The sequence below is a fragment of the Flavobacteriales bacterium TMED191 genome (genome assembly GCA_002171975.2).
Taxonomy (GTDB): Bacteria; Bacteroidota; Bacteroidia; order Flavobacteriales; family TMED113.
On the sequence record NHIO02000031.1, the window covers coordinates 1 to 10,626 of the forward strand.

The window sequence follows — 10,626 nt, forward strand, 5'->3', positions numbered from 1 at the left end:
TTTCCGTTAATAGAATAGAAAGCTGGTGGTTTACCTTTCATTCGCCATCTAATAACAGAATCGGGATGAACTCGCCATCGTTCGGCAAGTTCAGCCGTAGTGATAAATTCATCATCTTTAAAATCCAAGGTCATTTTCATCCTCCTTTTTTGGTACTTCTGCAACCGAAGACTCGGAAACATTTATTGGTTCTGTTACTATATCTATCACTTCTTCACTAGTTTGCACACCTAATAGTAGATCAGGGATATATTGTCTTCCAAAGAAAGTCGCAGCTCGGTTTTTTAGCATTAGCTCTGGCATCGAAGAATATTTTGAATTTTTTGTCCATCCTTCCTGTCTTGCCATACGCATAGAAACTGCTGTTCCTTTTATTAATTTATTATCTTCAACTCTTGTTGCTTGGCATTGAACAACTAAAGATTCATCTTTACCCTGGACAATGTAATCAAAATTTTTAAATCTACCACAACCCATTATGTTAGATGTTATAAATTGTGCTGACCAAGTTGGACGGCCATGAATAACATTTAAATTTTGCATTACAACTAATGGACTAAGATTCATTCTTTTGCTCATTTCTAATGCAACTAAACAATTAGGCAACCCATTTTGTCCTTGATATTGTGCTGGCACTAATTGTGATTGACATAAGCTTTTTGCTTGTCTTTGTGCAAACTCAAAAGAGTTTTGGTTTTGATAGATAGAAGATTCGTTATCTATATTTGTATTTGTGATGTCTGTCATTTTACANNTCNNAGTTTTGTTTTTTTNTTTACCTTTTCAAAAAATTCTTGAACAAGTTCAGATTTATGAAGGTATGGAAATAGATACGANTTNAGTTGTATCCACTCTCTTTGTTTAAAATCAAATTCAATTTTCATTAGTAAAGTTCNATNTCTTGATAATTTTGTGGGGTGACCTTTTTATTAGTCATCCAAGGAGGAAGACTAATATCTTGAATAGTCGGAGTATAATCTGGATACAATTTTGTTTCTTGGCATATTCTTAATAATTCAAGTGATTTTTCTACTTNGCTCATACCTGCATTAATCATGTCTTCATCTGCTTTATATACTCCAATACAAAATGGTGCTGTTTTTTCTATGGCAATAAAAATAAATTCTTTTGCATCTACACCTAGGTTTCTTAATCCTCTNAAATACCAAGCTGCTTGAATGTGATAACCAAATCCACTAATAGATTTTTGAAAACCTTTAGGACTTGCATCTTGTGTAGTTTTAAGATCAACAACTGTATATCCATCACTTGATANCCAATCGGGTCTACATTTACCCTTTATGTTATATAAATCTTTCCAAAACCAACTTAATTCTGCTAATCCTTGCTTATCGTAAATAAATTTTGCAGGGCTATTAAGAAAATTGTGATTCATCTGTATAAGATTTTCTTCCCATTCCGCATTTAATACATTTAAATGTCCATGTTCTTGCATCCATGCTTTGCCTTCNTTAGTTGTTCCTTTAAATGCTTTTGGTTTGAATATATAATTTTTCTTAAATAAATCTTTTTCTAAAAAATAAGTATGAACAGCAGTTCCTTCTTCCATTGCTTTTGTTGGAACAGTTTCATGTGTTTTACGAAATATATATTTTTTAGGATTTANTAATGCATCACGAATACTACTAGAAGACTCGTAGTCTTTCTTTGAATGATATTCTGCATTGCTCATTTCAAGGGGTTTATATATCATTTTNAGCAGTCTCNTGTGCTTGCCATAGTCTGATAGAAGAAACATTCCATCTGACATTACTTTTTGGTTTACCTGTCACATACAACCAATGTATTCCAGCTTCTAATCTTTTAGAAGCTTTCAAACTCCAAAGTAAAGCTTCTGGTATATCAAGATATTGTGAGGCTTTGAAGGAGCTTTTCCATTTATCTTCTTCCATTTTTTTGATTTCTAAATAAAGGGCTTGTCGTTTCTTGTCGTATCATATATCCTATAGACATCTTATGCAACCCTATGGAACTAAGAAGTTATCAAATCAACGCAATAAATAATTTAAGGAATTCNATTAGTAAAGGTAGAAAAGCTCCTCTTTTAGTGATGCCAACAGGAGCTGGGAAGACTGTTGTCTTTGCAGCAATCTCTAAAGCAATATCTAATAGTGGAGCTAATGTATTGATTCTTGTTCATAGAAGAGAACTTATTGATCAAGCTTCTAAAAAATTAAAAGCTATAGGTGTTAAGCATGGAATTATTGCTGCAAAATATAAACCTAAGAAAAATAATATTCAAATTGCATCAGTTCAAACCTTAGTTAGAAGACTTGATAAAAATGATTTTTTTCCCAACTATATAATTATTGATGAAGCTCATCATGCAGCAGCTGGTAGCTGGCAAAAGATTCTTGATTATTATGATGATACTTGCCAAGCATACAAAATTGGTTGTACCGCAACTCCAATAAGACTTGATGGTAGAGGACTTGCAGATTTTTTTGATGATTTAGTTCTTGGCCCNGGAGTTGCAGAATTAATTAAAGATANCTATTTAGCTCCNTATCGAGTTTTTGCTCCTCCATTAAAAATTGATTTAGATCGAGTAAAAACTTTAGGTGGTGATTATCAAAAGAAAGATTTAGAAAAAGAAATTACAACCGCAGATATTATTGGTGATGCTGTTAAACATTATAAAAAACACGCTGATGGTTTACCTGCTATTGCTTTTTGTATATCAATAAAACACGCAACTGAAGTTTGTAATCAATTTAAAGATGCAGGTTATAAAGCTGCTATAGTTCATGGCGAGATGAAAACCGATGATCGTGATAAGGNAATTAAAGGACTTGAAAATGGAAAGGTGCAAGTTCTTACTTCTGTTGATGTCATATCNGAAGGTACAGATGTTCCAGAGGTATCAGCAGCAATTCTCCTTAGACCAACAAAATCTGAAGGGTTATATTTACAACAAGTAGGAAGAGTTCTTAGACCAAAACCNNATAAAACAGCAATAATTTTAGATCATGTAAACAGCACNAGAACTCATGGTTTTGTTGATGATCAAAAATTTTGGTCTTTGCATTCAAAAAAGAAAAAAAAGAAAAAAGGACAAATTGCACTTAATGTAGAAACTTGTAAAAAATGTTTTGCTACTTATAAACCACAACCTGTTTGCCCAGTATGTGGTTATGAAGCACAAAACAGAGAAAGGTTTATTAAACATCAAGAAGGAGAGTTAGAAGAACTAAGAAGAAAACAGATACAAAATACGGAACACAAACAGAAAGAACAACTTATTAGATCTGCAAGAACTTTGCAAGAATTAGAACAGGTTGGGGTGATCTTAGGTTATAAAAAAGGTTGGGCTTATAAGGTTTATCAAAGCAGAGGGACAAAAGAACGTCTTATTTATAATCATGCAAAATCACAATGTACAATGAATCAGAAAGAAGCAGTTGCAAAAATATTTTTATCCAATGAACATTCTTTTCAAGAATTTATTAATAATACTGAAACTTTTAAAACTATCAATTTAAATATGCATCATAAAATAGCTGAAGATATTTTTGACAGTACAAAATTTAATGGCATAGAAAAATGGAAAAATAAAGAATCATATAAACAACTTTTTATGGAAATGGTTAAATACCCTTGGGATAGATCTTTTATTGTTAATTATGTTGCTAAAAGAAAACTACAAAAAGATCCTACAGGTTTTATAACATGACAAAAAAACTTAAACTCCTCGATACATTTGCAGGGATTGGCGGTTTTAGTTACGCTGCGGAAAAACTTGTAGGTGGATTTGAAACAGTACAGTTCATAGAAATTGACCCATACTGCCAAAAAGTATTAAACAAAAACTTTCCTAACATTCCTATTCACGATGACATCTCAACCTTTAAAGCCGAACCATACTCAGCCTCAGTTATTTCAGCTGGTTTCCCATGCCAAGATATCAGTAGAGCAGGGCAACAAAAAGGCATCACGGAAACTTCAAGGTCTGGTCTCTTCTTCCAACTCATCAGAACCATACGCATGGTACGACCAAAATACATCATCTTGGAAAACGTATCAGCTATCCTTGCTAACGGAATGGACATTGTACTCGGAGAACTTTACAAGGCAGGGTACGATGCGGAATGGTGTTGTATCCCAAGCAGCTTTGTTGGAGCTTGCCACCAAAGAGATAGATGGTGGCTCGTGGGATATCCTTCCAACTCCAACAGTATGCAACGACTCGATGTATTACGACAAGAGTCCAAACAAAGAAAAGAGACACAGCAAGGGACTAGCGACAGAAATAATAGATCGGGAGATGTTACCAACTCCAAGAGCAAGCGAACCTGGAAGGACGAATCTAGGTTATGGGGACAATCTCAAAGAGGGGATTTGCAAACAAGTAGGAATTCCAACAAAGAAATATCCTCTTCTTCCAACTCCGAATGCGACAGATTACAAGGGGAGGTCGGGGCAAGGATTCATAGAACGACATGGAAAACACAGAATATCAGATGTCTTAACCCAAATTGGAGACAATACTTATCTCAACCCACGATTCGTAGAGGAGATGATGGGTTATCCACTAAATTGGACGCAAGTCAACGTATCCAGAGGCTCAAACAACTCGGAAATTCAATAGTGCCTCAAGTTGCAGCCATACCCTTGCAAAGGGTTATACAATTGGAGCGTGAGCAACAATGAAACTCTACTTCAGCAAGAAATTCGACTTGCAATTGGCAAGATTCCAACTCTTCGCCTTTTTCGTAATCAAGTGGGTCAACTTCCCGACCCCAGAACAGGTAGATATGTTCAGTTCGGGTTAGCTAAAGGTTCTTCTGATCTTATCGGTTTTAAGAAAATTAAAATTACACAAGATATGATCGGTCAAGAAATTGCACAGTTTGTTTCAATTGAAATTAAAACAGAAAAAGGTAGACTTACACCACAACAAAAAAATTGGCTTGACTTCATTAGTAAATCTGGGGGGATTACAGGAGTTGCTAGAAGTATTAAAGATGTATTTAACATCCTTTCCCTCAAACAAAATTAATACCACCACAAAATTAAATGTCCGATCTTAAGTTAGACCGCAATCAATGGCGAACTTTTCTAAAAATTCTTGGCAAAGATAAAAATACAGTAAGACTACGTTCTTTTTATCCAAAAGGTCATCCTTTAAAAAATACTGATCATGGTAAGAAATCTAATGCCAATATTGAATGGATCACTAAATGCCAATCTGAAGGTAGAGGTGTTTATGTTGTAGTTAATGATGGTGGTGATACAGATAGTGAAATAACAGGTTGCCGTGCTTTCTTCTGCGAATGGGACGATAGACCGAAATCAGACCAAATCAATGCATGGAAGGACTTGGGACTTCCCGAACCCTTACAAATAGACACAGGTGGTAAATCTATTCATAATTATTGGATTTTAAAAAAGACCATAGACCCGAAGACTTGGAAACCTATTCAAGAAAGATTACTTGATTACGCTGATGCTGACAGGGCTTTGAAAAATCCTTCAAGAGTTATGCGTCTTCCAGGTACTTATCATATGGGACATGATGGGACGCAAAGAGAGATGACCACAATTATTAATTCATGCGATAAGAAATATACAATTAAAGATATTGAAGATTGTTTACCTAATAAAACTCAAGCAGAAACAATTAAAAAAAGTAAGCAATTTAAAGAATATAGAAAAGGTTCTTTTGAAGAGATACAAAAAGCTTTAAAATTTATTGCTCCTCGTGTTCCAGGTAGTGGTACTTATGATTTTTATAGAAACTTACTATGGGGACTTGTTAAAGCTTGCCATGATGCAAATAAATCTGAGAATGATGCAATATCTCTTATGCAACAACATTCTCCAGAATGGAGTGGGATAGATCAAATTGCAAGATCGGGAGGATCGCAAATTGAAGCAGGTACTTTTTGGTATCTCGCACGAGAATCTGGATATAATCCACCAAAACTTATAGAGATAAAAAGTATAGATAATTCTGATGAAATTGTAGTGATAGAAAAACAACCATTACAAAAAATGGAAGCTCATCAACTGATGGATGAACTTAGAAAGAAAAATAAAGGAAAAGAACCTTTTCGATATAATATTTTTACTCAACAGATAGAAGAAGCTGGGAAAATTTGTGAGGGGGAAAATTCTTTAGAAAGATATTATTTAAAACTTGCTGATAAGGGCATTAAAGTTTCTAAAGATCTTGCTTATGATTGTGTTATTCAAGCAGCAAGAGAAAATGAATATGATCCTGTAAAAAAATATCTCACCGATGTAAAAAATAATTGTCAACATACATATATTGATTCTTTAGCTACTGCATATTTAAGACCCGAAGATAAAGATATCGCTCCTACGATTTACGATAAAATGTTGAAATGTACTTTAATTGCAGCAGTCGCTCGTGTATTTAAACCAGGCTGTAAATTTGATAATTGTTGTGTAATTGTAGGTAAACAAGGAGCAAGGAAATCTACTTTTTGGTCAACTCTCGGAGGTGCTTTCTTCTCTGATGCACTAAAAGATATTTCTAACAAAGACTCGTTGATGGTACTTCATCGCAGTTGGATAATGGAATTTTCCGAACTAGATTTTTTGACAACAAGAAAACAAGCAGGGGAAGTAAAAGCATTCTTATCTCAAGCAACAGATATGTTTAGAGTTCCTTATGGTAAATCAACAGAAGTTTTTAAAAGAAGAGGGATTGTAGTCGGAACCAGTAACAAAACTGAAGGATTGCTTTTGGATGATTCTGGGAATCGGCGCTTTTGGATCATACCCACCTCTTTAGATAATGAAAATCATATTGATTGTGACAGATTATTGAAAGAAAAAGATTCCATTTGGGCTTCCGCAGTCTCCTCATATTTAAATGAAGAACCTTATAATTTAGATACTATATCTGAAGCAATTGTTAATAACGAAAACGTCAAATATTTAATAGATAGTCCTTGGAAATCTGTTGTTGAAAGTTATATAAATGAACCAAAGAATAGAGGTCGTGAGTTAACAACAGAGACTGTACTTACAGAAGCAATTGAAAAACCAATTGAACGACAAACCAGAGGAGATCAAATGCAAATTGCATCTATCTTAAGAGACTTGGGACTCGTTAAAAAACGTAGAGGAGATAGAATGAGTCGCAAATGGGTCTACATTCGAGACTTGGACACATTATCTGTATCAAAAGTTTAGAGGTTGGACACCTGGAGGTTGGACACAGGTTGGACACCTTGTCCACCACTAGCTTTGTCTAACGTCTAACTAATAATATATAAACTATATTATTTATAGAATAGTATACAAGATAGGGCTTAAAAAGGGGGTATCTTATACTTACCAAAATAAAAAGGGAATATATATAAAATGGTTGGACACCAGCTGAAGGTAGGACACAGTCTCATCCAACCAAGACTTGCTATAATATTATTGATTACTTTAACTCATAAAAAATATGGCAAGCAAAGTAACATTTAATGTAAAAAAGTTTATAAAGAATTTTGATAAATATGATCCTAAATCTTTAAGAAGAGCAACTTACCTGACCACAAGTGAATTAGGTTATTTTATTGCTCGTGGTGGTTCTACAAAAGATCCTTCAAAAAAAGGTTTACCTTATAATTTTCAATATGGAAAAAATAAATTTAAAAAACCTGTAGATTTTACAAAAGATAGTGTTTTATATAAACCTCAAAAAAATAAAGTAGAATTTTATTTATACAATAAAGAAGCAAAAGGTAATGCTCCTTCAAAATATTTATATCCAGTAATCGGGGGTGGTTCTACTAATCCATATCCAACTAGATTTATTCAATATCTTTTAAAAAGAAATTATATGAGAAAGGATCAATATCCTGTAGCTAATGTAAAAAATACAATTGATATAGAAAAAAATGCTAGTGGTAATGTAAAACCTACAATTTATAGAAACACAATTAAAGGTTTAGGAATTACAAAAACTCAAAAAGGTAATAAAAAACTTAGAAAGTCAAGAGCAAAAACGATACATAATGGAAGAGTTTTTGCAAAGACTGAACCTTGGGGTAATAATAAAAAACCTGGTATCTATAGAATGGTTCTTGATAAAAACAAAGAGTTTGTTAGACCACTATTTTTCTATACTTCTAAACCATCTATAAAACCAAAACAATCTTTTGGAGTGCAAATCTCAGCAATAGCAAAAAGAGAATTGCCAAGATTTTTAAAAAAGAATATAAACAAAGTTGGCAAATCTATGTAAATTAATGCTAGGATATTAGTAGCAAATATTTAATGTTCGTGATTGACGTTCAAAAGTTAGCAAATAAAATACAATTATTAGATGAAGCTTATAGAGCTGGTAATCCTTTAGTATCTGATTTAGAGTTTGATAAATTAAAAGCAGAATTAGTAGATATAGATCCAAAAAATCCAATACTACTTTCTCCTGGAGGAGGTGTTCATCTTCTTTCTTTAGGTAATCAACCTTTTGAAAATTGGTATAAAGACTTGCCACTTAATACAGAAGTAGTTGTAGAACCAAAGATAGATGGTTGTGCTGTAGCTCTTAGATATAAATATGGAAGACTTGTTAAGGCTTGGAATAGAAAAGGAAAAGATATTACTTATGCAATGAGAAAGGTAAGTAATGTTCCACAACAAATAAATCTTATAGAACAAAATGTAGAGATAAGAGGAGAACTATATGGATTAACAGGTCATCTCAATAGTCAAAGACTTGCAGCTGGACACATGAGAAAAAAAGCACCCGATGGAAAAGGACTCGCATTCTGTGCTTTTGAAGTTATGGGTAGAGATAATGGATATGAAGTTGATACTTTACAAGAATTATTATGTTTAGGATTTCATGTTTGTGGTCATGTTCGTATAAGAACTTCTGTTATACAAAAGGTAAAAATCTTACATGATGATTGGTTAGATAGTTTAATTTTTTCTAGATATCCTACAGATGGATTAGTAGTAAAAGTAAATAGCCATAAATTACAAACAGAATTAGGTAGCGGTAGTGTTGCACCCGATTGGGCAATTGCTGTTAAAGAATGGAAAGATCCAGAATAAAAGATAGTAAATTGCTAGGAATGATGTATAATAAAGGGGTACATTCATTACTATTATGAAAACCACAAACACTATTACCAAATCAAAAAGATTTGATGAACTAAAAAGACAAAGGTTTAACCACTTTGGTTTATTACCTGTTCCAGAAACCTGGATGCAAGAACCTGAGATTAAAACAATGCCTTTAAAGCACCATAAGACTAAGCGTCCTAGTGTAATTTATGTAATTGATTCTGATACACAAAGAAGAACTTGGTATTCTTTTCAAATTGAAGATAATAAATATTGGAAAGATTGGTACGCAATTGGAATGGAAGATTGTGAAGTTGGTCATGCTTGGATTTCTGCTACTTATTCAGATTGGGATGATCCTGATTACACAGGAGTAGAATCAAGAGTTACTTGGTATGTAAGTTTTGCACATGATGGTAGCCCACAATATGAATTTTGGGGTTGGGATATTCGTCAAGTTTCTGTATCTCATGCTTACGAAAGGAGATTAAGAGATAAAACTTCAATGACTTATAAATATCAATGTATAGATATTGATGGCAAATCTGTTGAATTTGAGATTACTGCCGATGGTTATCATGCTTGTCAAGTTAACGCAAAAGCAAAAGTAGATGCAGATCCTAACTTATATCCATTCTCGGAAAATAGTTATTTTAGATCTGTAATGTTAGTTCATATGAAAGGAGGGTAAGTAAATGCCAAAACCACAACTAACAAACCAAGAACTTGATCAGTTATATAATCTTGCGAGAGATGAACATGATGAAGTTATGTGTGGAGATTGGGAAGCTGTAAAGCTAGACATTGCTGATCTTCATTTATTAATGAGCAAACTTATTCACTTACAAAAAGGATTAAAAAAATGATTGATTGGTACAAAGGTTTAACACCCGAAGAAATCGAATTTTATAAAAAAATGCGAGAAGAACAGCAAGAAGCTAAGAAAAAAGGTGTTAAAGGAGAAATCAAACTAATTTTAAAAAACATAAAGGAGGATGACCAATGAACCAAAAAGACTCGCAAACACTAGAAATTTTCCAACTTGGGTTATCCAGGTTGGAACATTCTCAGCTGGAAGACTTGCTACGTCATGTTCAACATACTGAAATGGAAGCAAGACCCGAAGAAAAACTTAGATTTATTAATCTGAGTACTCTCAATGGCATCCTAGAAAAATTAAAAATTTTAGGATTTCAGGAGGGGGCAAAATCAGATGATTTTCTTTTCAACAACAACAACCCTTATTAAAGACTCGGAGGACTCGCACCATGCAAAAACGTCAATTTAACATTCGTATTTCTGATGAATGTTATGAGCAGCTGGAAACATTGACAAAAAAGTCATCAACCAATATCTGTCCCACTTGTGGAAGTGAGACAAATATCGAGTTCTCTAAATTTAAGGATATGAAACCTACAGGACTCGCTACCTTACTATTAGAAGAAGCGGTTCAAAAACTAACAAAAAAGGACTCTTGCGAGTCCTAATTTTTTGTCTATAAATTATTCGTGTCTCCAATTTCCGTTTTCGTCATAATCATTATCGGTTACAGATTCTAATCCATGT

10 protein-coding genes are annotated in these 10,626 nt (G+C 33.5%); 8 read left to right on the top strand and 2 right to left on the bottom strand.

The window, feature by feature from the left end; translation table 11 throughout:
• Positions 1-117: 117 nt before the first annotated feature.
• On the bottom strand, positions 118-747 hold the full coding sequence (locus tag CBD51_003175; protein ID RPG59413.1) for a hypothetical protein: 630 nt from the start codon (positions 745-747) through the stop codon (positions 118-120).
• 136 nt (positions 748-883) lie between these two features.
• The gene (locus CBD51_003180; protein ID RPG59414.1) at positions 884-1,771 is read right to left on the bottom strand and encodes a hypothetical protein; all 888 of its coding nucleotides are present in this window, start codon (positions 1,769-1,771) and stop codon (positions 884-886) included.
• Positions 1,772-1,987: 216 nt separating this feature from the next.
• Here CBD51_003180 and CBD51_003185 point away from each other — a divergent pair, with 216 nt between their 5' ends.
• From CBD51_003185 to CBD51_003220, 8 genes are all read left to right on the top strand, one after another.
• On the top strand, positions 1,988-3,694 hold the full coding sequence (locus CBD51_003185) for a DEAD/DEAH box helicase (GenBank protein RPG59415.1): 1,707 nt from the start codon (positions 1,988-1,990) through the stop codon (positions 3,692-3,694).
• Positions 3,691-4,671: a DNA (cytosine-5-)-methyltransferase gene (gene dcm, locus CBD51_003190; protein ID RPG59416.1), complete on the top strand. Its 981-nt coding sequence runs from the start codon at positions 3,691-3,693 to the stop codon at positions 4,669-4,671. Before CBD51_003185 ends, dcm begins: the two co-directional genes overlap by 4 nt.
• Complete coding sequence (locus CBD51_003195) at positions 4,619-5,020, top strand: VRR-NUC domain-containing protein (protein ID RPG59417.1); 402 nt, start codon at positions 4,619-4,621, stop codon at positions 5,018-5,020. Before dcm ends, CBD51_003195 begins: the two co-directional genes overlap by 53 nt.
• A 17-nt stretch (positions 5,021-5,037) precedes the next feature.
• Entirely contained in the window at positions 5,038-7,185 is a 2,148-nt protein-coding gene (locus tag CBD51_003200) for a hypothetical protein (protein RPG59418.1), read from the top strand.
• Between the two features lie 259 nt (positions 7,186-7,444).
• Positions 7,445-8,230: a hypothetical protein gene (locus CBD51_003205; GenBank protein RPG59419.1), complete on the top strand. Its 786-nt coding sequence runs from the start codon at positions 7,445-7,447 to the stop codon at positions 8,228-8,230.
• Positions 8,231-8,262: 32 nt separating this feature from the next.
• Positions 8,263-9,048, top strand: a complete 786-nt coding sequence (locus CBD51_003210) for a hypothetical protein (protein ID RPG59420.1) — start codon at positions 8,263-8,265, stop codon at positions 9,046-9,048.
• Between the two features lie 55 nt (positions 9,049-9,103).
• Positions 9,104-9,751, top strand: a complete 648-nt coding sequence (locus CBD51_003215; protein RPG59421.1) for a hypothetical protein — start codon at positions 9,104-9,106, stop codon at positions 9,749-9,751.
• Positions 9,752-10,062: 311 nt separating this feature from the next.
• Positions 10,063-10,308 (top strand): hypothetical protein, encoded by a 246-nt coding sequence (locus CBD51_003220; protein ID RPG59422.1) that lies wholly within the window; start codon positions 10,063-10,065, stop codon positions 10,306-10,308.
• The last annotated feature ends 318 nt before the right edge of the window (positions 10,309-10,626 follow it).

Coding starts and splice junctions, on each gene's coding strand:
- dcm (RPG59416.1), top strand. CDS start 3,691: ATGACAAAAAAACTTAAACTCCTCGATACATTTGCAGGGATTGGCGGT.
- CBD51_003205 (RPG59419.1), top strand. CDS start 7,445: ATGGCAAGCAAAGTAACATTTAATGTAAAAAAGTTTATAAAGAATTTT.
- CBD51_003210 (RPG59420.1), top strand. CDS start 8,263: ATGTTCGTGATTGACGTTCAAAAGTTAGCAAATAAAATACAATTATTA.
- CBD51_003175 (RPG59413.1), bottom strand. CDS start 747: ATGACAGACATCACAAATACAAATATAGATAACGAATCTTCTATCTAT.
- CBD51_003200 (RPG59418.1), top strand. CDS start 5,038: ATGTCCGATCTTAAGTTAGACCGCAATCAATGGCGAACTTTTCTAAAA.
- CBD51_003220 (RPG59422.1), top strand. CDS start 10,063: ATGAACCAAAAAGACTCGCAAACACTAGAAATTTTCCAACTTGGGTTA.
- CBD51_003215 (RPG59421.1), top strand. CDS start 9,104: ATGAAAACCACAAACACTATTACCAAATCAAAAAGATTTGATGAACTA.